The organism is Labrenzia sp. THAF82, assembly GCF_009363435.1.
Lineage (GTDB): Bacteria > Pseudomonadota > Alphaproteobacteria > Rhizobiales > Stappiaceae > Roseibium > Roseibium porphyridii.
This window is the reverse complement of the sequence record NZ_CP045354.1, coordinates 388,075-409,545: the sequence shown is the minus strand read 5'-3', so window position 1 is coordinate 409,545 and position 21,471 is coordinate 388,075. Positions and strand designations below refer to the sequence as shown.

The 21,471-nt window shown below is 55.1% G+C and carries 24 protein-coding genes; 8 read left to right on the top strand and 16 right to left on the bottom strand.

Features of this window, described 5'->3' with window-relative positions:
* Nucleotides 1–14 precede the first annotated feature (14 nt).
* The 7 genes from FIV00_RS01935 (at nt 15) to acs (ending at nt 5,773) form a co-directional block, all read left to right on the top strand.
* A complete protein-coding gene (locus tag FIV00_RS01935; RefSeq protein WP_152499237.1) occupies nt 15–620 on the top strand; it encodes a glutathione S-transferase family protein in 606 nt (201 codons plus the stop codon).
* Nucleotides 617–1,120 (top strand): urease accessory protein UreE, encoded by a 504-nt coding sequence (locus FIV00_RS01930; protein WP_152499236.1) that lies wholly within the window; start codon nt 617–619, stop codon nt 1,118–1,120. Before FIV00_RS01935 ends, FIV00_RS01930 begins: the two co-directional genes overlap by 4 nt.
* Complete coding sequence (locus tag FIV00_RS01925; RefSeq protein WP_173006215.1) at nt 1,062–1,826, top strand: urease accessory protein UreF; 765 nt, start codon at nt 1,062–1,064, stop codon at nt 1,824–1,826. Before FIV00_RS01930 ends, FIV00_RS01925 begins: the two co-directional genes overlap by 59 nt.
* Entirely contained in the window at nt 1,823–2,440 is a 618-nt protein-coding gene (gene ureG / locus FIV00_RS01920; RefSeq protein ID WP_152499234.1) for an urease accessory protein UreG, read from the top strand. The genes FIV00_RS01925 and ureG overlap by 4 nt, the downstream gene beginning before the upstream one ends.
* 31 nt (nt 2,441–2,471) lie before the next feature.
* The gene (locus FIV00_RS01915; RefSeq protein ID WP_152499233.1) at nt 2,472–3,176 is read left to right on the top strand and encodes a hypothetical protein; all 705 of its coding nucleotides are present in this window, start codon (nt 2,472–2,474) and stop codon (nt 3,174–3,176) included.
* A 78-nt stretch (nt 3,177–3,254) separates the two neighbouring features.
* Nucleotides 3,255–3,653, top strand: coding sequence for a DUF1761 domain-containing protein (locus FIV00_RS01910; protein ID WP_152499232.1), 399 nt, complete (start codon nt 3,255–3,257; stop codon nt 3,651–3,653).
* A 182-nt stretch (nt 3,654–3,835) separates the two neighbouring features.
* A complete protein-coding gene (gene acs / locus FIV00_RS01905) occupies nt 3,836–5,773 on the top strand; it encodes an acetate--CoA ligase (protein WP_152499231.1) in 1,938 nt (645 codons plus the stop codon).
* Nucleotides 5,774–5,842: 69 nt separating this feature from the next.
* Here acs and FIV00_RS01900 read toward each other — a convergent pair whose 3' ends face one another.
* The 5 genes from FIV00_RS01900 to trmD all read right to left on the bottom strand — a co-directional run bounded on the left by FIV00_RS01900 (nt 5,843) and on the right by trmD (nt 11,508).
* Nucleotides 5,843–7,213, bottom strand: a complete 1,371-nt coding sequence (locus tag FIV00_RS01900; RefSeq protein ID WP_152499230.1) for a pilus assembly protein — start codon at nt 7,211–7,213, stop codon at nt 5,843–5,845.
* Nucleotides 7,214–7,358: 145 nt separating this feature from the next.
* Nucleotides 7,359–7,916: an HNH endonuclease gene (locus FIV00_RS01895; protein ID WP_152499229.1), complete on the bottom strand. Its 558-nt coding sequence runs from the start codon at nt 7,914–7,916 to the stop codon at nt 7,359–7,361.
* A gap of 381 nt (nt 7,917–8,297) precedes the next feature.
* A complete protein-coding gene (gene leuC / locus FIV00_RS01890; protein WP_152499228.1) occupies nt 8,298–9,710 on the bottom strand; it encodes a 3-isopropylmalate dehydratase large subunit in 1,413 nt (470 codons plus the stop codon).
* 305 nt (nt 9,711–10,015) lie between these two features.
* A complete protein-coding gene (gene rplS / locus FIV00_RS01885; protein WP_152499227.1) occupies nt 10,016–10,486 on the bottom strand; it encodes a 50S ribosomal protein L19 in 471 nt (156 codons plus the stop codon).
* Nucleotides 10,487–10,797: 311 nt separating this feature from the next.
* Nucleotides 10,798–11,508 carry a tRNA (guanosine(37)-N1)-methyltransferase TrmD gene (gene trmD / locus FIV00_RS01880; RefSeq protein ID WP_152499226.1) on the bottom strand — a complete coding sequence of 237 codons (711 nt, stop codon included), beginning with the start codon at nt 11,506–11,508 and terminating at the stop codon, nt 10,798–10,800.
* Nucleotides 11,509–11,687: 179 nt separating this feature from the next.
* On the opposite strand from trmD, the gene FIV00_RS01875 reads away from it, so the two are divergent.
* A complete protein-coding gene (locus FIV00_RS01875) occupies nt 11,688–12,206 on the top strand; it encodes an antibiotic resistance protein VanZ (protein ID WP_152499225.1) in 519 nt (172 codons plus the stop codon).
* On the opposite strand, the gene rimM is transcribed toward FIV00_RS01875, so the two are convergent.
* The 11 genes from rimM to FIV00_RS01820 all read right to left on the bottom strand — a co-directional run bounded on the left by rimM (nt 12,155) and on the right by FIV00_RS01820 (nt 21,468).
* Nucleotides 12,155–12,709 (bottom strand): ribosome maturation factor RimM, encoded by a 555-nt coding sequence (gene rimM / locus FIV00_RS01870; RefSeq protein ID WP_152499224.1) that lies wholly within the window; start codon nt 12,707–12,709, stop codon nt 12,155–12,157. The genes FIV00_RS01875 and rimM overlap by 52 nt on opposite strands.
* 47 nt (nt 12,710–12,756) lie before the next feature.
* Entirely contained in the window at nt 12,757–13,161 is a 405-nt protein-coding gene (gene rpsP, locus FIV00_RS01865) for a 30S ribosomal protein S16 (protein WP_152499223.1), read from the bottom strand.
* 17 nt (nt 13,162–13,178) lie between these two features.
* On the bottom strand, nt 13,179–13,502 hold the full coding sequence (locus FIV00_RS01860) for a chorismate mutase (RefSeq protein ID WP_152499222.1): 324 nt from the start codon (nt 13,500–13,502) through the stop codon (nt 13,179–13,181).
* On the bottom strand, nt 13,499–15,046 hold the full coding sequence (ffh, locus tag FIV00_RS01855; protein WP_152499221.1) for a signal recognition particle protein: 1,548 nt from the start codon (nt 15,044–15,046) through the stop codon (nt 13,499–13,501). The genes FIV00_RS01860 and ffh overlap by 4 nt, the downstream gene beginning before the upstream one ends.
* Nucleotides 15,047–15,329: 283 nt before the next feature.
* Complete coding sequence (gene phnN, locus FIV00_RS01850) at nt 15,330–15,896, bottom strand: phosphonate metabolism protein/1,5-bisphosphokinase (PRPP-forming) PhnN (protein WP_152499220.1); 567 nt, start codon at nt 15,894–15,896, stop codon at nt 15,330–15,332.
* A gap of 1 nt (nt 15,897) precedes the next feature.
* The gene (locus FIV00_RS01845) at nt 15,898–17,043 is read right to left on the bottom strand and encodes an alpha-D-ribose 1-methylphosphonate 5-triphosphate diphosphatase (protein WP_152499219.1); all 1,146 of its coding nucleotides are present in this window, start codon (nt 17,041–17,043) and stop codon (nt 15,898–15,900) included.
* On the bottom strand, nt 17,040–17,789 hold the full coding sequence (locus FIV00_RS01840; RefSeq protein WP_152499218.1) for a DUF1045 domain-containing protein: 750 nt from the start codon (nt 17,787–17,789) through the stop codon (nt 17,040–17,042). The genes FIV00_RS01845 and FIV00_RS01840 overlap by 4 nt, the downstream gene beginning before the upstream one ends.
* Nucleotides 17,790–17,912: 123 nt before the next feature.
* The gene (phnL, locus tag FIV00_RS01835; RefSeq protein ID WP_152499217.1) at nt 17,913–18,617 is read right to left on the bottom strand and encodes a phosphonate C-P lyase system protein PhnL; all 705 of its coding nucleotides are present in this window, start codon (nt 18,615–18,617) and stop codon (nt 17,913–17,915) included.
* Between the two features lie 15 nt (nt 18,618–18,632).
* Nucleotides 18,633–19,421, bottom strand: a complete 789-nt coding sequence (phnK, locus tag FIV00_RS01830; protein WP_152499216.1) for a phosphonate C-P lyase system protein PhnK — start codon at nt 19,419–19,421, stop codon at nt 18,633–18,635.
* Complete coding sequence (locus tag FIV00_RS01825; protein ID WP_152499215.1) at nt 19,418–20,347, bottom strand: alpha-D-ribose 1-methylphosphonate 5-phosphate C-P-lyase PhnJ; 930 nt, start codon at nt 20,345–20,347, stop codon at nt 19,418–19,420. Before FIV00_RS01825 ends, phnK begins: the two co-directional genes overlap by 4 nt.
* On the bottom strand, nt 20,344–21,468 hold the full coding sequence (locus FIV00_RS01820; protein WP_152499214.1) for a carbon-phosphorus lyase complex subunit PhnI: 1,125 nt from the start codon (nt 21,466–21,468) through the stop codon (nt 20,344–20,346). The genes FIV00_RS01825 and FIV00_RS01820 overlap by 4 nt, the downstream gene beginning before the upstream one ends.
* Between the last annotated feature and the right edge of the window lie 3 nt (nt 21,469–21,471).

Sequence of the window (21,471 nt, the reverse complement as noted above, 5' to 3'; positions counted from 1 at the left end):
GAGTTGAAACGAGAATGTACAAAATCATTGGGTTTCCTCGCACACGCGCCATGCGCGTCATGTGGCTGCTGGAAGAACTGGGTGAACCATACGAGATTGATCCGGCACTGCCGCAATCTGAGCCGGTACGAGAAGTCAATGTCAGCGGCAAGGTGCCGGTCTTGATCGATGGCGAGGCTGTCATCACGGATTCAATTGCGATCTGCACCTATCTGGCCGACAAGCATGGCCGGTTCACTTTTCCCGCGGGCACGCTGCAACGCGCCAGGCAGGATGGTTTCACGCAGTTCGCCGTCGATGTTTTGGAAGGCGCGCTTTGGACGGCGGCGAAAAACTCCTTCATCTTGCCTGAAGACATTCGCGTTCCGCAGATCAAGCCCGTCTGCAAATTCGAATTCAGGCAAGGTTTGGAAACTTTTGAGATTATGCTGGCTGATGGGCCATATGCGATGGGCGAGACTTTCACAATCGCCGACATCATCATCGGACATTGTTCAGGCTGGGCCATATCGGCCAATTTCGACCTGCCGATGGAGGGACCGGTCTTCGACTATTTCAAGCTCTTGCGGTCACGGCCGGGTTTCAAAGCTATGAAGGCAAAGGTAGACGCCGCACAATGATCCGGATCGCCCAAATTCATTCGCATGGTAACTGGCAGGGTAAGGCCACAGATCAGGTAACGCTCGACAGAGAAGATCGACATCGCCGCCGAGCCGTTCTGACGTGCGACCAGGGTTTGACTGTTCTTCTGGACGAACCGACAGCCATACACCTTCGTCACGGAGACGGACTGGAACTCGAAGATGGCCGCTTCGTAGAGGTCTTGGCAGAACCCGAAGACCTGGTGGAAATCGAAGCGGCGAACGCCGCACATCTTGTCAAGATTGCGTGGCACCTCGGCAACCGTCACCTTCCGACCCAACTCCTGGACGATCGCCTCAGGATCCGGCGGGATCATGTGATCGAAGACATGGTCCTAAAACTTGGTGGCAAGCTGACCCCCGTAACAGCGCCCTTTGATCCGGAAGGCGGAGCCTACGGCCATGGGCGGACCCATAGCCATGATCACGGGCCCGGTCACGGCCACCACCATCATGCCCACGAACACGCTCATGACTGAAGCCGTCACGCTTCCGGCGCTCTACCGCTTGTTGGCCTTTCTGTCTCCGAGCTTTCCGGTCGGCGCATTCACCTATAGCCACGGCCTTGAACAGGCGATTGAAGACGGGACGGTCAAAACTGCCGAGGACCTTTCCCGTTGGCTCGAGGATATCTTGCGGCATGGGGCCGGGCGCAGCGATGCGATCTTGTTGAAAGCAAGCTATGACGCGACCACTAGAGGCGATGAGGGCTCCGTGGCCGAACTGCAAGAGCTTGCTCTTGCGTTGCAGCCCTCCAAGGAGCGCCATCTGGAAACCAGCGCGCAAGGGACGGCGTTCTTGGCGGCTGTCAGACAAAGTTGGCGCCCTGACAGCAACTCGCCGGCCGCCGATCTTTTCAGACGCCGGGCCGAAGACACAGGTCAAAGCTGGCCTTATCCGGTTGCGCTGGGTCTCGTCGCAGCCGCTCATGAAATTCCCGAGGACGCCGCTCTGGTTGCGTATCTTCATGCTTTTGCGGGCAATATTGTCTCAGCTGCCATACGCGCGGTACCACTCGGTCAAAGCAACGGACAAACCGTCCTGGCATCGCTCGAGCCGATCATATTCGAGGTCGCGGCAGTGGCTAAACAAGCAAGCCTGGAAGACATCGGATCCTCCACGTTTCTGGCAGATATCGCCTCCATGGCACATGAAACTCAATATTCGAGGTTGTTTCGTTCATGACATCCCAAAACGGTCCTTTGCGCGTTGGCATCGGCGGCCCGGTCGGTGCTGGCAAGACCACCCTGACCGACCGCCTTTGCAAAGCCATGCGCGATGACTTTTCAGTCGCTGTCATTACCAATGACATTTACACAAGTGAAGATGCCGAAGCACTGATGCGCAGTCAGGCCTTGACCAGCGACCGCATTCGCGGGGTTGAAACCGGCGGGTGCCCGCACACCGCAATCCGGGAAGATGCCTCGATCAATCTGGCTGCCGTCCACGACCTGACCCGATCGATCCCCGATCTTGACCTGATCCTGATCGAGTCGGGCGGTGACAATCTCGCAGCCACGTTTTCGCCGGAGCTTGCAGATCTGACGCTGTATCTCATCGACGTGGCGGCAGGTGAGGAAATCCCTCGCAAGGGCGGACCAGGAATAACCCGCTCGGACTTGTTGATCATCAACAAGACCGACCTTGCACCTCATGTCGGCGCTGATCTTGGCGTTATGGATCGGGATGCGACCAGAATGCGTAAAAAGCGCCCGTTTGTATTCGCAAACATGAAGGCAGGCGACGGAGTTGACGCGGTGGTAAGTTTTCTCATCGATAAGGGAGGCCTGAACGCATAAGGGTCGGCCCTCAATCCAAGGCAACGTTTTCATGGATTCCGTCAGACAAAGCACCTGCGCACACAACAATGCGCTCTGGTGCGACTCGGTTCTGAAGGCCGCTGGCGCCAACTCCCGTTTTCAAACGGGTTTTTGGTCTGCAGAAGATAAAGTTCTCCCGCTGTATCCGAATGTTGTGACACTTACAAAGAAACCGGGTGCGGAGCTCTATAGCGTTTTAAGGTCCCTCCCGTCCGGGGCCTCGGTCAAGGACAGTTTCGATGCGCTTGATCTTTCCGCCCTTGGATTTCAAAAGCTTTTCTCAGCCACCTGGCTGTTTCGATCCGATCAGACCAATCGGAAACCGCCAGTGTCTTCAGACTGGTTAAAAATCAATCATCTGCAGGCATTCAAAAAATGGCTCCAGAATTGGAACGGCAACGAAGCACTTCACAACGTGTTACCGGCCAGGCTTATGGACGTTCCAGCGGTCGAATTTGCGGCCATCCAGAAAGACGGAGATTTCCGCGCCGGTGCGGTTTTCAACTCCGGGCCGAAACTGGAAGGCCGTGACGTCATCGGATTATCCAACATTTTCTGTCGCCGAAGCTGGCTCTACAGCGCACTCCACGATCTTCTGGCGCCTTTCCCGCATAAATCCGTATGCACCTACGAGAATGATGAGACCATCCTGCCGGTCTATCGTCAGCTCGGATTTGAAGACTGCGGCCACTTGCGCGTTTGGACAAAAATCTGACCCCCTCAAGCGAAAACTGCCGCTTGATCTTTGCCTCAATACCGACCACGCTGTCGTGAAAAATAGGGAGGGTCGCCAATGATGTTCGACGGCATAAACCTGGTTGCGGTTGCGGCAGCGGCAGTTGCATCCTTCATCTTCGGCTCTGTCTGGTATGGCTTGCTCGGCAAGGCATGGATGAAAGCGGCCAGCTTGACCGAGGCACAGACCAAACCAGATCCCGTTACCCTTGGACTGACCTTTGTCTGTCAGCTCGTGATGGCCTTCGTTTTTGCCGGCATTGTCTATCACACCGGCTCAACCGATGTTCGAGCGGGCATCATTTCTGCGCTCATGGTCTGGGTCGGCATCGTGATGACCACGCAGATCATCAATCATCGCTTTCAGGGGAAACCCTGGAGCCTCACTCTGATAGACGGCGGCCACTGGCTCGGCGTCTTCCTTGTTCAGGGCATCGTACTTGGTCTGCTGAGCTGACGAATACGTAATTCCTCGCATGTTTTGAACGCATTAGACCAAGGAATCGGAGACTAAAGCACTAAACCTTGGTTCTGGACTTGGCGTGGGCCGTACGCATAATGGCCCCGGAAAATAGGTCATCGGCTGGGCATGAGGATACCCGGCTGCCGGCCCGACAGTTGTTTGTGGGAGGTTCTCATATGTCTGACTCAGTTTTTCCCGTTCCTGCGGAAGTTGCCGCCCGGGCGCATGTCGACAATACCAAATATCTGGAAATGTATCAGCGCTCAGTGGACGATCCGGACGGGTTCTGGGGCGAACACGGCAAACGGGTCGACTGGATCAAGCCGTATACCAAGGTCAAGAACACGTCTTACGACTACCACAACGTGTCGATCAAATGGTTCGAAGACGGCACTTTGAACGTTTCAGCCAACTGCATAGACCGGCATCTGGCAACACGTGGCGACCAGCCTGCCATCATCTGGGAAGGCGATGATCCGAGCGAATCCAAGATCATCACCTACAAGGAGCTGCACCAGGAAGTGAACCGGTTCGCTAACGTCCTGCACGGGCAGGGTGTCAAGAAGGGTGACCGTGTAACCATCTACCTTCCGATGATCCCGGAAGCAGCTTACGCGATGCTGGCCTGCGCGCGCATCGGAGCCGTACATTCCATCGTCTTCGGTGGTTTTTCGCCCGACAGTCTTGCCCAACGGATTGAGGGCTGCAAGTCAGACTGTGTGATCACGGCAGACGAAGGCCTGCGCGGCGGCCGCAAGGTTCCCCTCAAGGCCAATGTCGACAAGGCAGCCGAAAAGGCTCCCGTGAAAAGCGTTGTCGTTGTCAGACGCACCGGCGGTGACATCACGATGCAGGGCGGGCGCGACGTCTGGTACCACGAAGAAGCCGCACGGGTTTCCGATCACTGTGAGCCGGTGGAAATGAACGCGGAAGATCCGCTGTTCATTCTTTACACCTCCGGTTCAACGGGACAACCGAAAGGCGTGCTGCACACAACAGGCGGCTACCTCGTTTATGCGTCCATGACCCATGAATACGTCTTTGACTACCATGAAGGCGATATCTACTGGTGTACGGCAGATGTGGGCTGGGTCACGGGGCACAGTTATATCGTCTATGGACCGCTTGCGAATGGCGCTACCACGCTGATGTTCGAAGGGGTCCCAACCTATCCTGGGCCAGGCCGGTTCTGGGAAGTCTGCGACAAGCACAACGTCAACATTTTCTACACCGCACCGACTGCCATCCGTGCATTGATGGGCGCCGGGGACGAACATGTCACCAACACGTCCCGCAAATCTTTGCGTTTGCTGGGGTCCGTGGGAGAGCCAATCAACCCGGAAGCCTGGAACTGGTATTATGATGTCGTCGGCGAAAAGCGCTGTCCGATTGTCGACACCTGGTGGCAGACGGAAACAGGCGGCATCCTGATCACACCATTGCCGGGCGCGACGGATCTCAAACCAGGCTCGGCAACACGTCCGTTCTTCGGCGTTCAGCCTGCTGTTGTCGATGCGGAAGGTAAGTTCCTCGAAGGTGCAACGGAAGGCAACCTCGTGATCAAGGACAGCTGGCCTGGCCAGATGCGAACGGTTTATGGCGATCATGACCGCTTCGTACAGACCTATTTCGCGACCTACAAAGGCCTATACTTCACGGGCGATGGCTGCCGGCGGGACGAAGACGGCTATTACTGGATCACGGGCCGTGTTGATGACGTTATCAACGTGTCCGGCCACCGCATGGGCACGGCCGAGGTTGAAAGCGCACTCGTCGCCCACCCGATGGTGTCCGAAGCGGCGGTGGTTGGTTACCCGCACGATATCAAGGGTCAGGGCATCTATGCCTATGTCACCTTGATGGAAGGCGAGGAACCTACCGACGAACTGAAAAAAGAACTCGTCAAGCATGTGCGCGCCGAAATCGGCCCGATCGCGTCGCCGGACCTGATCCAGTTCTCGCCCGGCCTGCCCAAGACCCGCTCCGGCAAGATCATGCGCCGTATCCTGCGCAAGATTGCGGAAGACAGCTTTGATAATCTCGGCGACACGTCGACCCTGGCAGATCCGACGGTCGTCGACGACCTGATCGACAATCGTCAGAACCGAGCCTGATCAGACAGGCCAAGACCAAACTAAAAAAGCCCGCCATTTCGGCGGGCTTTTTTAGTTTCCTGCAGCTGATTATCTTGAAATATAGATCTGCTGAATTTTCTTGGCAATGTTTGCGAATGCCTGGATCAAATCACTCGAAGAACTAGCTTGGTAGTAGTTGCCGGTATCCGCACAAGCCTTCATCACCTTGGCACCATTGGAATTTCCGTTTGTTCCAAAATAAACGCCAAACATTTCAATGTCTTCGTCTCTCATTGCATCACAAAGAGATCTTGCGCGTACTGACGACTCACCGTCGTAACCCCACTCTGATCTTTCAAGCCAATAATTTCGCTTTTTACCGCTTTTCTTTGCTTTGCAGGTGCCGGTGTATTCACCATCATCCTTCAGTTTCTCACATTCAGTGTAAGTCATTTTGACTTTCTCATAGTGAGTGTTGAAATCACCGTCTGTCATAATAAGCGCAAACTTGAGGACATCTTCATCGGTGTAAGCTGCACCTACTGACCCAGAAGGCCACAAGTCACTCCAATTTGGAGAGAGTGTATACCAACCCCATCCAATGCCCGTATGGCCAGCCGTGTAACCATCCGTCTCCAAATCGCTGATTGCCTTTAACAATTTCGACCTGTCATCCGTTAGGGGAAGGATTTCTGAGTCCGAACAATCCTGTGTGCGATATGTGCCCGACCCATCGCCAATTGCCGTCTTGGAATAACTAGCGTCCGTATATTGCTGTTTACCTGCGCGTTCGGTTGCACACCGACTGCTGAATTTTTTTGTTGCCGTTTCAGCGTAGTCCCCGAGATTGACGCCAACGCTATACGGTACAATCGAAATTTTGACTTTGCCGTCCTTGGAGTCATCTGGGATCAGGATGTTTACAACGGCTTCGGCAGCATCTTTAAGGTCTTCAATCTCCCCTGACATTGAACCCGTCACGTCCACAACGAGCGTTAACTCAACATCGAATTTGGAATAGGTAACCTGCGAACTTGTACCGAATACAAAGGATTCCGGTCCAAGGTCATCGTCGATCAGATTGCCCATATCAAGAAAATAGTTATCGATAGTGGCGTTAGACGTGACGGTGACAAGGCCATTTTCCGGATCGACCGTATAGTCAAGATTGTCGATCGCTTCGTCCAGGAAATGTGCATCGGCCAAGTTGGCTCGAAATGAATCTTCAAGTGCTGCCTTGATCTCATCATCCGACATTACAGATGTGGACAAATCAGCAGCGACAGACAAGGCAGCTGCGTCAAGTGCATAGGATAACTTCTCGCGCGCATTCACTGTGCGTGAAATGTCGACCGATGCACCGATGATGACAATTAGGAACACCGCGCAGATTGCGAAGATCGGCAATACCGATCCTTCACGCGAACTTTTTAGGCGGCGAACATGTTGTCCGAAAGATTTAAAGAGCTGAAAACGCATGACTGCCTCATTGTTTCAAGAGACAGTACTACAAAAAAGTACCTAATTTCTTAAACTGTCAATGTAGCAAATATGAATAAACTATTAACATTATTATAAAAATCTTATAAAATACAATTCGACACCATAGTTTCTGCCTTTTTTCTCACGGCTCTAGCTCAGTATCCCAATAGAGAAAATCGAGCCAGCTATCATGCAGATAGTTGGGTGGGAATGCGCGGCCGTTGTTGTGCAAGTCCTGAATTGTCGGCTGAAACGGCATGTGCATCGGCCACATGTTGAGCTGTTCGCACGACTTGTTGGATTTGCGCAAATTGCAGGGGGAGCAAGCGGTGATGACATTGTCCCAGGTTGTCAGGCCACCCTTTGAGCGGGGAATGAGGTGGTCGAATGTCAGCTCTTCCTTGGAGCTGCAATACTGACACTGGAATTTGTCGCGGAGGAAGACGTTGAAGCGGGTAAAGGCGGGATATCGGCTGGGTTTTACAAAAGTCTTGAGCGAGACAACACTGGGCAATCGAAATTCAAAGCTCGGGCTTCGGACCGCTGCATCATATTCGGCAACGATGTTCACCCGATCCAGAAAAACAGCCTTGACGGTGTCCTGCCAACTCCACAGGGACAAAGGGTAGTAGCTCAGGGGCCGGTAGTCTGCATTGAGTACCAACGCCGGATGGGCTCCCTGGGAAACCGCTATCGTCACTCTCCGCTCCTTATCGTTTAGAACGATCTCCCTTCATCGGGGCAAATCGCTCCAACTCCTAAAGTCCGATCAGCCAGCATTCCCGCGTCAGCGCGGGAAACCAAGTTGATCGCGTCGGATTGTTCTGTGCCCGGATAATCGGACGGCGGAACAAGTCCTTATGTGACCGGAGTATTGTAGTGCCGAGGTGACAGTCTTGTGAAGCCCGCCTTTTTCAATTCCGGTCACAGTTGTTGAAAGGTGTTTTCCGTCAAAGGATTTTTCGTAAATCTATGAATCATTTGCGCAAACGCCACGCCAGCTGCGTCATTGCGACAGATCTACAATTGAAACGAAAAAGGGCGCCCGGAGGCGCCCTTGATTTGCTTTATCTTGGTCGAATCAATTCGTCGTCCAGTCCCGGATATCGACAAAATGACCTGCAATCGCAGCCGCTGCAGCCATGGCAGGTGACACCAGATGCGTCCGGCCCTTGTGACCCTGACGACCTTCGAAATTCCGGTTGGATGTCGACGCGCAACGCTCGCCCGGCTTCAACTTGTCCGCGTTCATCGCAAGACACATGGAACAGCCTGGCTCGCGCCACTCAAATCCGGCTTCCTTGAACACAAGGTCCAGACCTTCTTCCTCAGCCTGTTCTTTTACCAGACCCGACCCTGGAACAACCATGGCATTGACGTGAGAAGCGACCTTGTGATTTCCGATAACAGCGGCAGCTGCCCGAAGGTCTTCGATCCGACCATTGGTGCAGGAGCCAATAAAGGCCCGATCGATCTTGATGTCCGTGATCTTTGTACCGGGTTCAAGACCCATGTAGTCGAGTGCGCGCTTTTTGGAATCGCGCCGGTTTTCGTCATCGATTTCGGCTGGATCGGGCACCACGCCTTCGACCGACACAACATCTTCAGGAGAGGACCCCCAGGAAACGATCGGCGGCAGATTGGCAGCGTCAAGTTCCACGACCTTGTCGAAATAGGCATCAGCATCGGAATAAAGGGTTTTCCAATAGGACAGCGCCATCTCCCAGGCCTCTCCCTTGGGAGCTTTCGGCCGGCCGTCGATATAGTCGAACGTGGTCTGGTCCGGGGCGATCAGACCCGCACGGGCACCGGCCTCAATGGACATGTTACACACCGTCATCCGGCCTTCCATGGACAGCGAACGAATGGCTTCACCAGCATATTCGATCACATAGCCCGTGCCACCGGCTGTACCGATCTCGCCGATAATCGCCAGCACGATGTCCTTGGCGGTCACGCCTTCGGGGATCTCACCCTCGACCTTGACCAGCATGTTCTTGGCTTTTTTCTGGATCAGTGTCTGCGTTGCCAGAACGTGCTCGACCTCAGATGTGCCAATGCCGTGCGCCAAAGATCCGAAAGCGCCATGGGTTGATGTGTGGCTGTCACCGCAGACGATTGTCATTCCAGGCAGGGTAAAGCCCTGTTCAGGACCCACAATGTGAACAACGCCCTGGCGCATATCCAGTTCTGAATAATATTCGATGCCGAATTCAGTGGCGTTCTTGGCAAGCGTTTCGACCTGCAATGCAGATTCCGGATCGTCGATACCGTGTCTGCGGTCAGTGGTCGGGACGTTGTGGTCGACGACCGCCAGTGTCTTTTGCGGCTGACGCACCTTACGGCCATGCATGCGCAAACCCTCAAACGCCTGGGGGCTTGTCACTTCGTGCACCAGATGACGATCAATATAAAGCAGACCAGTTCCGTCCGGCTGCATATCGACTGCATGATCGTCCCAGATTTTGTCGTAAAGCGTCCGTGCCTTAGCCATGGATCTCTCCTCATTTTCGACCGGAGATGCGCGCCTGTCATGAGGCAGCGTTTCTCTCCGGAGTTTCTTCGGACTCAGCTGAGTCTCAAGTCGCGTCCTGTAAACTCAAGCTTTGAAAGCCTGCTGGCACCTTGCACGGCGCCGGTTGCCCTAGTGAATGGCGCAGCGATGCTTGAAGGTCAAGCATTGCCGAGTTGAGTTGAATTCAACTGAGATTGACCGTCAGATCGTCAGCCATCACCAGACTGCAAAAAAGGCGGCCTCTGGGACCGCCTTTCCAAAAAGTGTTTTCAAGCCAGATCGGCTTATTCTGCAGCGTTTTCAGCTGCTTCTGCTTCGGCCTTTTTCGCTTCTGCCTTGGCAACTTTTGCAGCAGCAGCTTCAGCGCGCTGCTCCTCGTTGAGGCGCTTGGAGCGAACATTGGTGTTTTCGGTGATGCGTGCAGACTTACCACGACGGTCGCGCAGATAGTAAAGCTTCGCACGGCGCACTTTACCGCGGCGGACAACTTCCACGCCTTCAAGCATCGGAGAGTAGATCGGGAAGACACGCTCTACGCCTTCACCGTAAGAAATCTTGCGAACCGTGAAGCTCTCGTTGATGCCGCCGCCGGAACGGGCGATGCAGACACCTTCGTAAGCCTGTGTACGTGTCCGGTTACCTTCGGTGACCTTCACATTGACGCGAACGGTATCACCTGGAGAAAATTCCGGCAGTTTGCGCTGCTCTTCGATTTTCGCCATTTCTTCAGCATTAAGCTGCTCGATGATGTTCATGGCATTTTTCCCTTTTCATTTACAAAGCGGTCAGAGCGCTGTCCGGTTCTAAGGCCGGAAACGGGTTCACCGACTTTGGGCCATGGTGCATTATCTGCCGGAATTTTCTGAGTATTTGCGTCTCAGGAGAAGCAATTCAGGAAACACGCCCCCTATCAGGATGGTCACGCCTCTTCCAACATCGCGGGCGTATACAGGAAATCTCGCAAAATGTCATTAGAGAATATGCAAAAATGGGCTTCTTAATCTGAGGTTTGCCGTCAATTGACGTATTTGGTTCGGCTATGGCCTCCCCGGGCACATTCGAGCACTCAATCCACGTCATCCTCATCCGCCATATAGGCATCCCATAGATCCGGTCTGCGTTCACGGGTGAGGCGCTCTGCTTCGGCCATGCGCCAGTCATGGATTTTCTTGTGATTTCCCGAAGTCAGAACTTCTGGAATGGCACGTCCTTCAAATTCCGCAGGGCGCGTATAGTGCGGGTGCTCCAAAAGCCCGGTTTCGAAGCTTTCCGTATCTGCACTTTCCATATTCCCCATGACACCCGGGATCAGCCGGATAATCGCGTCCAGCATCGTGATCGCACCGATCTCGCCGCCCGACAGTATGTAATCGCCTATTGAAACCTCTTCGAGATCCCGCCCGTCGATCACACGTTGATCAACACCTTCAAAACGACCACAGATGATAATTGCGCCGGGCCCGGCGGCCAGCTCGTGGGCGCGTTCCTGCGTGAAGGGAAGTCCGCGCGGGCTCATCAATATTCGTGGACGCGGGTCTTCGGAAGACGCTGCGGCATCGATCGCCTTTGCCAGAATGTCTGCACGCAGAACCATTCCAGCACCACCGCCAGCAGGCGTGTCATCTACTGAGCGATGTTTATCTGTTGCAAAGTCCCGGATCTGGCGTGTCTCAAGGTTCCAAAGGTCCTTTTCCAAAGCTCTACCAGACAAGCTGTGGCCAAGCGGGCCTGGAAACATGTCCGGGTAAAGGGTCAACAGTGTCGCCTTGAACGCCATTGCGCTTCGTCTTTCAGTGCTTTTCCGGCCGGGTTACATCGCCGATATCTGTGCAGTTAGGAATAGGTTAACCATAACAAAAAAAGTCAACGCACCCTTACAGGTTCTTAACCTGAAGGAAGCACTGATTAGGGTACGGCCCATCGTGTGGCAAGTGCGTTTCAGTCAGGTGTCCCAAGGTGGTCAGGTTTCCAGTCTTCCGTTTCAAACTACCGGCGTTCGTGCAGGACCGGATTGACCGGCATTATCTTGATATCTCCATGAGCCGTTTGTTGCCGCTGGTCATCCTGATCAGCTTCGGTGTGCTTGTAGGACTGGTGTTCAACACCGGCGTAGGCCATCCCTATGACAAGGTCATCCATATCGGCTTCTTCGCGTTACTGACCCTTTCCATCCATGCACTGTTTTGTTGTCGCTTGCGGATATCGGCCGTCGTCGCCTTTGCCATGGGTTTGGCAGGAGAAGTGGTTCAAGGGTTTTTACCGCATCACGAAATGTCGCTTCCTGACGCGTTCGCCAATGGTATTGGCGTGACCCTGGTTGTTGCGTTGATTGCCCTTATCCGGTCCGAGGCACGGCAAGCCGTCCAGGACACTCCGGAAGAACTTGATTTCAGTGGCATGGGTCTAGAACCGGTCCCGACGCGTTACCTGTCAGGTGCGCCTTCTGAAGGCTCAGGCGTTCCTTCGGAAAAATAGTCTTCAGGCAAGTCAAGAAGAACTTTGCCATTGGTGAGGTCGATTTCAGGCACAAAGTCCTTCGTGAAGGGCACGTAGAACGTTCGGCCACGCTTAGGACGAATCTCGAGCAGATCACCGGCACCGAAATCCTGCACCGCAACGATCTTGCCCAGGACCTCATTGCCCTGATCCAGCACCGTCAAGCCATTTAAATCTGAATAGTAGAATTCATCGTCATCAGTCTCGGGAAGCTGGTCGCGGTCGACATAGAGTTCGACGCCGTTCAACGCTTCCGCTTGATTGCGATCAGTGACGCCCTTGAAGCTGGTAATCACGACCGTCTTTTGCACACGCGCTTTCTTGACCTCAAACGACCGTTTCCCGTCTTTTGTGGTCAGAACCCCATAGTCGGTGAAGGAGAGCGGGTCATCACCAAAAGGCTTGACCCGCACTTCCCCGCGAATGCCATGAGCTGCACCGATCTTTGCAAGGAGGATCTTCTGATCTTCAGACGATGTCATGTCAAAAGACCTCCAGCAGCAAGACCGGTGCGCTTAAACATCATTGCTTATTCAGCAGCAGCTTCTTCAGTTGCTGCTTCTTCAGCTGCCGGTTCAGCAGCCGCTGCAGCGGCTTCTTCTTCAGCCATGCGCTTGGCTTCCAGACGCTCTTTCGCCTTTGCACCCGGCTCAGCTTTTTTCGGGTTGTTGCGTGCTTCGCGTTTCAAAAGACCGGCAGCATCCAGGAAACGGTGTACGCGGTCCGTCGGCTTTGCACCGTTGTCGAGCCAGTATTGAATGCGCTCGACATTCAAATTGACGCGCTCTTCGGAATCCTTCGGCAGCATCGGGTCGTAAGAACCAACTTTTTCAATGAAGCGGCCATCACGCGGGGAGCGGATATCTGCAACAACGATACGGTAATACGGGCGCTTCTTGGAACCGCCGCGTGCCAGGCGAATTTTCGTAGCCATTTTTATGTCTCCAGTTTCTAGCTGCCGGTTTTCGCGGCAATGGCTTCATGGTGCCGGATCACTTCGCGAACGATGAAGTTCAGCAGTTTCTCGGCAAAATCAGGATCGAGATTGGCGTCACCGGCCAGTTGCCTCAGCCGCTCGATCTGAATCTTTTCCCGCGCCGGATCAGCCGGCGGCAGGTCGTTTGTGGCTTTCAGGACACCCACTTTCTGGGTGCATTTGAACCGCTCTGCGAGCATGTGAATGAGCGCTGCATCGATGTTGTCGATAGAGGCTCTGAGTGATTTCAACTCACCAAGCGCTTCGCTCTCTGCGAGCCGTGTTTCAGCTTCGCTCATCGCTTTTTGCCCTTACCCATTCCCGGCAATCCGGGCAGCTTCGGACCACCCAGACCAGGCAGGCCCGGCATACCGGGGGGCAGTCCGGCACCGCCCAGACCGCCAGGCATGCCACCGGGCAGGCCCTTAGGCAGCTCCATGCCACCCGGCAATTGACCGGATTTGGCCATTTCCTCAAGCTGCTTCGGATCGACATCAGGCATTCCGCCGCCCATGCCGCCCATCAGCTTGCCCAGCATGCCTTTGCCCTTGCCCATCTTCTTCATCATGTCCGCCATCTGGCGATGCATCTTCAGGAGTTTGTTGACGTCAGCTACCTGAACGCCGGAGCCTGCGGCAATACGTTTTTTACGGCTGGCTTTCAGCAGATCAGGCTTCTGCCGTTCCGTCGGTGTCATTGATTGAATGATCGCAACCTGCCGCTTGAACATCTTGTCGTCGATGTTGGCCGCTTCGATCTGCTTTTTCATTTTGCCGACACCGGGAAGCATGCCCATCATTCCGGACATACCGCCAAGTTTTTCCATCTGCTTCAGCTGTTCGGCAAGATCGTCCAGGTCGAAATGACCCTTCTGCATCTTCTTGGCCATCTTGGCGGCTTTTTCCGCGTCGATGGCCTCGGCCGCCTTTTCCACCAGCGAGACGATGTCGCCCATGCCCAGAATACGGTCGGCGATCCGTTTCGGGTGAAAGTCTTCAAGAGCGTCGGATTTTTCACCGGTACCGATCAACTTGACCGGTTTGCCCGTAACCGCCTGCATGGACAAGGCCGCACCGCCGCGACCATCACCGTCCATACGTGTCAGCGCAATACCGGTGATGCCGACCCGTTCGTCGAAATTCTTGGCCAGATTAACGGCGTCCTGACCAGTCAGGGAATCGGCTACAAGCAGGATTTCGTGAGGCTGAGCTGCGGATTTGACTTCCGCCATCTCGACCATCAGCGGCTCATCGATATGAATGCGGCCGGCAGTATCGAGCAGGACAACGTCATAACCGCCAAGCTTTGCAGCCGACATGGCCCGATTGGCGATCTCAACAGGGCCCTGGCCTTCGATGATCGGCAACGTGTCGATCTCGTTCTGCTCACCAAGAACCTTCAGCTGCTCCTGAGCCGCCGGACGGCGGGTATCAAGCGATGCCATCAGGACACGGCGCTTGTCGCGCAGGGTCATCCGCCGGGCAATCTTTGCAGTCGTGGTCGTTTTACCTGAACCTTGCAGACCGACCATCATGATTGCGACCGGCGCGGGCGCATTGAGATCGATCGGTTGCCCTTCTTCGCCGAGCATCTCAATCAGCTGATCGTGCACAATCTTCACGACCATCTGGCCAGGCGTGACGGACTTTACCACTTCCGCGCCGACAGCCCGGTTGCGAACCTTGTCGGTAAAGGAGCGAACGATCGGCAACGCGACATCGGCTTCAATCAGCGCACGGCGAATTTCGCGCAGCGCTTCATTGACGTCGTTTTCCGACAACGCTCCACGGCCCGTGAGCTTGTCGAAAATTCCGCTTAATCGATCGGACAGGCTTTCAAACATCAGTGGTCCTTAAACTCGTCAGTTTCGGGAGAACTCCCGATCCATATGGGCAACCGGTACACAAATCCAAACAGTTCGAGCCATGCAAAGCAGTTTAGCACCCGAGGGCGCAACGCGCTGTCGGGTGTTAACCTCCGGGCTCTCTTTACACCTGTGCGGGTCCCGGTCGGCAGTTCGAATTTCAGTCACTCAAATGGAGTTGGCGGGTCTATGCCTGAAACGTTGGAAGGAGTCAAGGAAGCTGCGGCAATTGCCGTCCCCCGATTGTGCAGCCCGACCGCGTCTAGTAGCCCAGCGCTTTCATCATTGCTGCAACGCCATCTTCGACTGTACCCGTGTTTTCAATTCGGACCAGATTCGCAACCTGGTCCGGCTCCAGATCAGCCCTTTGAAGCCGTCGCCTGATGTCATCTTTGGTTTCCCGCCCACGGGCGGACAGACGCTCGGCAAGCACTTCAATTGGAGCCGTAATCAGAAGAACGATAGCCGATTGATACTTTTGCGCCGCCCGCTCAAGAACTTTCCGTGATCCATTGGCAATCACCGTCACTCCCATGGCGATGGCCGCATCATAGGATTTCGGAATGACATAGCCCAGACCGTGCGCTTCCCAGGAAAGGGCAACCTCCTGCCTCTTGGCAAGTCGTTCGAATTCATCCCGACTGAGCGTATCGTGGTCTTCCGCCTCCGGATCTGCGTCACGTGTGATGGCGCGACGCGCAAACACCACATCACTTCTGAACTTCAACCGCTCATGGAGGGCCGCCATAAGCGTGTCTTTTCCGGCTCCGCTCGGTCCAACAACCAAAACCATACGGCCCGGGCCAAGTCCGGCATCATCAACCGGCATGTCAGGCAACCCGCCGGCCCTCACGCCAGACACCCCGGACAATCGGAATGTTTCCGACCATCTTCACCTGGATGAGATCCGCCCGTAGACCCGGCGACAATGCACCTCGGTCAGACAGTCCAATGGCGTTGGCCGGTGTCGATGTCACCATGGCAACGGCTTTCGGCAAAGAGATGCTCTCGATCTCTTCCGCCAACTGAAACGAGGCCTGAAGAAGAGACACTGGAACATAGTCGGAGGACAAAACATCCAGAACACCGGCTTCTGCAAGTTCCCTTGCAGACACGTTGCCGGAGTGTGAGCCGCCCCGGACCACGTTGGGTGCTCCCATAAGGACCGCCATACCGGCCGCATGAGACGCCTTCGCCGCCTCAACCGTCGTCGGAAACTCTGCGATCTTCGTATTTAGGTCGATCGCCTCATCGACATGATCCTGTGTTGCATCGTCATGACTTGCTATGGCGATACCGCGTGCCAGCGCAATTTCCGAGAGCTTTTGCCGGTTTTCCGGTGCCAGGCCGCTGGCACGCTCCTGACGTCGGCGGATAAACTCCTCCATCTGCGCGTCAGAAAAGCCTTTTTTGCCCTGATAATAGATCTTGTAGGCATCCAGCGAAACGAATTGGCGCTGCCCGGGCGTATGGTCCATCAACGAGATCAGGCGAATGCTGTCGTCGTCTTCGAACACCTTGAAAGCCTCGAGCACATCCGGTGCCGAAACTTCACAGCGGAGATGGATAAAGTGGTCGGCCCGCAGTCGATGTTCCTGCTGTCCGGTTTCGATCGCGTCTGCGAGCTTGCGCATATCCGGATATCTGAGATCAGCGTCTTCATCCATGCCGACCCGCAATGCATCGAACACAGTCGTAATACCGGCGCAGGCAATTTGCGCATCGTGCGCCTGAACGGCTGAAATCGGGTTCCAGCGAACCTTTGGGCGCGGTGCATAGTGTGTTTCAAGGTGGTCCGTATGCAGCTCAACCAGACCTGGAAGCAAATAGTCGCCGTCACAATCGTGACCATCTGTTTCCGTGGGAGACGCGACACCGGCAATCAGCCCCGCTTCGTCAATTTGAAGCGAACCGTTCAACACATCGTCGGGCAGAACAAGTTTGGCGTTCTTGAAGACCTTGGGCTGCGTGCTCATGCGTTCTCCTTGCGGGTGAAACTGTCATCGGAAAGCTGGGCGTTGCACGGCGCTGTGCCGCCTGTGAGTTCAAAGATTTTCCGAACCTGAAATGGTGCCCCCGGCTCAGGCTCCACATAAAGCCCGAAATAGCGGCATCCGCGAGGAATGCCCGTCTCCCTTGCAAAGAAGGCACGCGCGGAACCTGTCAGCTTTTCCGCCTCTGTTTCCACTTCGAGTTTGTTCGAAAGCGTCATGTGAAAACGGAATTCATCAAAGATGTAAGGATAGCCCCAGTCTTTCAGGTAAACGTCTTGCTTTGGGGTCAGGCCGCCTTTGCGTCGCCGCTCCAGATCAGCATCGGAAAGTGGTGCCCTGAATTTTTCAAAGTGACGGACGCACAATTCGGCAAAAGCCTTCAGATCCGGTTCGTCCTGGTCAGGTGTGAGCGCCAGAAACTTTCCCAGCCTGTTGACTCCCAGTTTTTGGATTTCAAAAGGTGCAATGCGGCCAGCGAAATCTTCGCAAGCGCTCACCAGTGCCTTTTCCGTTTCACCCTGGCGCAGAAAGAACGGCGCTTTCAGTGTCCCATGAAAACCGTAACGTCGCGGACTGGACGTCAACTCGGCAAACCGCATATCAGACAGTCCTTCGATGCCGGGCTGCGCTAGCGGATCTCCCGTGAAAGGGTCCCTGCCAAGCCAGGCATTGCCAAGAAGCATCAGGCTGTCATCTGCCGTAGCGGCGAAATAAATTGCATAGCGCATGGTGAACAATCATGTGAAAGGTGGGCGGCTGCAGATGGCCTATCGGTGGGCAATGACCGTTCTGTGACAATTGTCGCCCACCTGCAAGTCCAGAGCGGCTTTTTGATGTATTTCCTGCCGCCACTAGGCGGCTGCCTCGGAGCTGAATGTCGTGACATCGATAATACGGTCGGCTATTTCCTGGCGCACATCCTGATCATGCAGAATGCCGACCATGGCGACGCCCTGCGCCTTTTTCTCTTCCACCAGCCGGACAACCACCGCCCGGTTGGCTGCATCGAGTGATGCGGTCGGTTCATCGAGCAGCAGGACCGGATAGTACGCAATAAAGCCCCTTGCTATGTTGACCCTTTGTTGCTCACCGCCCGAGAAGGTTGCCGGAGGCAAGGTCCAAAGACGTTCAGGAACATTCAGACGCGCAAGGAGGTTTCTTGCCTTGTCACGGCCTTCCTCTTCGCTTGAACCTTGGGCGATCAGCGGTTCAGCGACAACATCCTCTGCTGAAACACGCGGGATCGTGCGCAGAAACTGACTGACATACCCAATGGTATCGCTGCGCAGTTTCAGTATATCGCGGGGTTCAGCGCCGGCCACGTTGACAATATCGTCACCGACGGTCACCAGAATCTGGCCCTGATCGCAACGATAGTTGCCATAGATCATTTTGAGGATTGAGCTTTTGCCGGCACCGGACGGGCCGCCCAGCACAACGCATTCACCGGCATCAACCGAGAATTCGACCTTGTCGACGACAGGAATGACGGTGCCCCCTTGCAGGTGCATGGTGAATGTCTTGCCGACACTGTTGAGATAGAGACGAACAGCCATTGGAAGCGACCCCGTTCAAACTTGAAGAATGGAAGAGACAAGCAGCTGCGTATACGGCTCGCGCGGATCGTCCAGGACCTGATCGGTCAACCCGGCCTCAATCACATTGCCATGGCGCATGACCATGATCCTGTGCGAGAGCAGCCTTGCCACCGCAAGGTCATGGGTGACGATGACTACGGAAAGGCCAAGGTCGGCCACCAAACGGCGCAAGAGGTCAAGCAGTCGAGCTTGAACGGAAACATCCAACCCGCCAGTCGGCTCGTCCATGAAGACCAATCGCGGACGTGTCACCAGATTACGCGCGATCTGCAACCGCTGACGCATGCCACCGGAAAAGGAGCGCGGGTCATCATCGATCCGGTCGCTTTCGATCTCTACGCGCCCAAGCCAGTCATCTGCCGTGGAACGAATGTTCCCGTAATGCCGATCGCCAACGGCCATCAGTCTTTCACCGACATTTGCACCGGCAGACACATTCATGCGCAGACCATCGGCCGCATTCTGGTGCACAAAACCCCAATCTGTGCGCATCAGAAGGCGACGCTCGGCTTCCGTCAATTGATAGAGATTGCGCATCGTGCCATCACGCATGCGGTATTCGATTGCCCCTGCGGTTGGTGCAAGACGGGTTGAAAGGCAATTCAGCAAAGTCGTTTTGCCTGACCCGCTTTCTCCGACAATGGCCAACACTTCACCGGGCCAAAGATCGAACGACACGTCCAGACACCCAACCCTGTCGCCATAATATCGCGTGACATTATGAACCTGCAGCAAGGGAGCTTCGGATTGAAATACGTTCATCGGACAGTCTCCTCTGGTGCACCACCGGCAATTTGCGTGGCTGCCGGATCAGCGGCCATCGGACCAAGATGTCCGCTCGCCCGGCGTTCCTCGCAATGGTCACTGTCAGAACAGACGAACATCCGGCCGCCTTGGTCATCGAGGATGACTTCGTCGAGATAGACATTTTCCGCACCGCAAAGTCCGCAGGGTTTGTCGAATTTTTGAACTTCGAAGGGATAGTCCTCGAAATCCAGACTCTTCACCTTCGTATAGGGTGGAATTGCATAGATCCGCTTCTCGCGGCCAGCGCCGTAAAGCTGGAGCGCCGGCATCTGGTCGATTTTTGGATTGTCGAATTTGGGTGTCGGCGAAGGGTCCATGACATAGCGGTCATTCACCTTCACAGGATAGGCATAGGTCGTTGCGATATGACCGTTTTTCGCGATGTCTTCGTAAAGCTTCACATGCATCAGACCATAATCTTCAAGTGCATGCATCTTGCGGGTCTCGGTCTCTCGAGGCTCCAGGAACCGAAGCGGTTCGGGGATCGGCACCTGAAAAACAAGGATCTGGTCTTCCCTCAATTCCTTTTCAGGTATCCGGTGACGTGTCTGGATGACGGTGGCTTCGGAAGTCTCATAGGTGGTTCTGACACCTGCCGTCTTTTCGAAGAAGCCACGGAGCGAGACTGCATTTGTGGTGTCGTCTGAACCCTGGTCGATCATCTTCAGGCAATCATCCTTGCCCAATATCGAAGCAGTCACCTGAACACCGCCCGTCCCCCAGCCATACGGCATCGGCATCTCCCGGGAGGCAAAAGGAACTTGGTAACCGGGGATGGCGATACCCTTGAGGACCGCTCGTCGAATCATTCGCTTGGTCTGTTCGTCCAGGTAAGCGAAATTGTACTCGCCCTGGTCATAGATCTGAGCCGTGTCGTTCATTCCGCAGCCTCCTGGGCAGCATCGCCGCTGTCTTCTTCCTGTCGGCGTTTTTCGAACCATTCGGCACGCATCTGGCGCACCAGAACGAGTTCGGCCTGAAAGTCGACGTAGTGTGGTAGTTTCAGGTGTTCGACAAATCCGGTCGCCTGGATATTGTCAGAGTGAGACAGCACAAATTCGACATCCTGAGCCGGTGCGACCTGCTCTTCGCCCAATTCTTCAAAGCGCATGGAGCGATCGACCATCGCCATGGACATGGCCTTGCGTTCAACCTGACCGAAAACGAGGCCATAACCTCTCGTAAAGGTCGGCGCAGTCTTGGCCGAACCCTTGAACTGGTTGATCATCTGACATTCGGTAACCTTGATGGTTCCGAGCGTGACCGCAAACCCAAGCTCTTCGGCAAAGAACTCAACCTCGACCTCGCCGTAACGGATTTCCCCGGCAAAAGGGTGCGTCCGGCCGTAGCCGCGCTGCGTCGAATAGGCGAGTGCCAGGAGAAAGCCCTCGTCGCCTCGGGCCAGGTTCTGAAGGCGCAGATCCCGGTCCGCCGGAAACGACAGCGGTTCGCGGGTCAGGTCGCCGACAGGAGCCGTCTCGTCTGAAACGGGATCCGGCTCCATCAGCCCTTCATCGCCCAGGAGATCCGTGACCCGTGGCATCGCAACCTCGTCGGGCGGTGAGGTTTCGGCCACCGGTTCTGCATTGTCGTCTTCCGCGGCCAAGGCGAAATCGAGCAAGCGGTGGCTGTAATCGAAGGTTGGCCCGAGCACTTGCCCGCCTGGAAGATCTTTGTAAGTTGCAGAGATCCTGCGCTCGACCAGCATGTCCGCAGTATCGATAGGCTGACTGTATCCGAAGCGTGGCAACGTCGTGCGGTAAGCCCGCATCAGGAAAGCTGCCTCAATGAGATCACCCCTTGATTGCTTGATGGCCAGGGCTGCCAGTGTCTCGTCGTAAAGAGAACCTTCGCCCATGACGCGAGCAACCGCATGGCTGAGCTGCTGCGCGATCTGTTCGAGTGTCAGCGACGGGACGGAAGTATCGCCCCGACGGCGTTTCGCAGTCAGCTTGTGAGCATTGCGGATGGCCTTCTCACCACCCTTGACGGCAACGTACATGGC